This is a genomic window from Mesorhizobium sp. M0500 (assembly GCF_040321165.1).
Taxonomy (GTDB): Bacteria; Pseudomonadota; Alphaproteobacteria; order Rhizobiales; family Rhizobiaceae; genus Mesorhizobium.
This window is the reverse complement of record NZ_JAMYRB010000091.1, coordinates 1-647: the sequence shown is the minus strand read 5'-3', so window position 1 is coordinate 647 and position 647 is coordinate 1. Positions and strand designations below refer to the sequence as shown.

Here is a 647-nt window from a genome sequence, read left to right as displayed (position 1 = left end):
TACTCTTTGATGGTGACGACGATGCCGGCACCGACGGTGCGGCCGCCTTCACGGATGGCGAAGCGCAGCTTCTCTTCCATGGCGATCGGCACGATCAGCTCGACATCGACGGTGATGTTGTCGCCCGGCATCACCATCTCGGTGCCTTCCGGCAGCGACACGATGCCGGTCACGTCCGTCGTGCGGAAATAGAACTGCGGACGGTAGTTGGTGAAGAACGGCGTGTGGCGGCCGCCCTCGTCCTTGGTCAGGATGTAGGCTTCGGCAACGAACTTCTTGTGCGGCTTGACGGTGCCGGGCTTGGCCAGGACCTGGCCGCGCTCGACGCCTTCACGGTCGACACCGCGCAACAGCGCGCCGATGTTGTCGCCGGCCTGGCCCTGGTCGAGCAGCTTGCGGAACATCTCGACGCCCGTGCAGGTCGTCTTGGTGGTCGGACGGATGCCGACGATCTCCAGCTCCTCGCCGACCTTGACGACGCCGCGCTCGACGCGGCCGGTCACAACCGTGCCACGGCCCGAGATCGAGAACACGTCCTCGATCGGCATCAGGAACGGCTTGTCGAGCGGACGAACCGGCGTCGGGATGTAGGCATCGACCGCAGCCATCAGTTCGCGGATGGCGTCCTCGCCGATCTTCTTGTCGCT

Annotated in this window: 1 protein-coding gene; it reads right to left on the bottom strand. The window is 65.1% G+C overall.

Annotated elements, in window-relative coordinates; all coding sequences use genetic code 11:
• On the bottom strand, window positions 1-647 hold a 647-nt coding region (locus NKI70_RS33885), incomplete at both ends, for an EF-Tu C-terminal domain-related protein (RefSeq protein ID WP_352726467.1).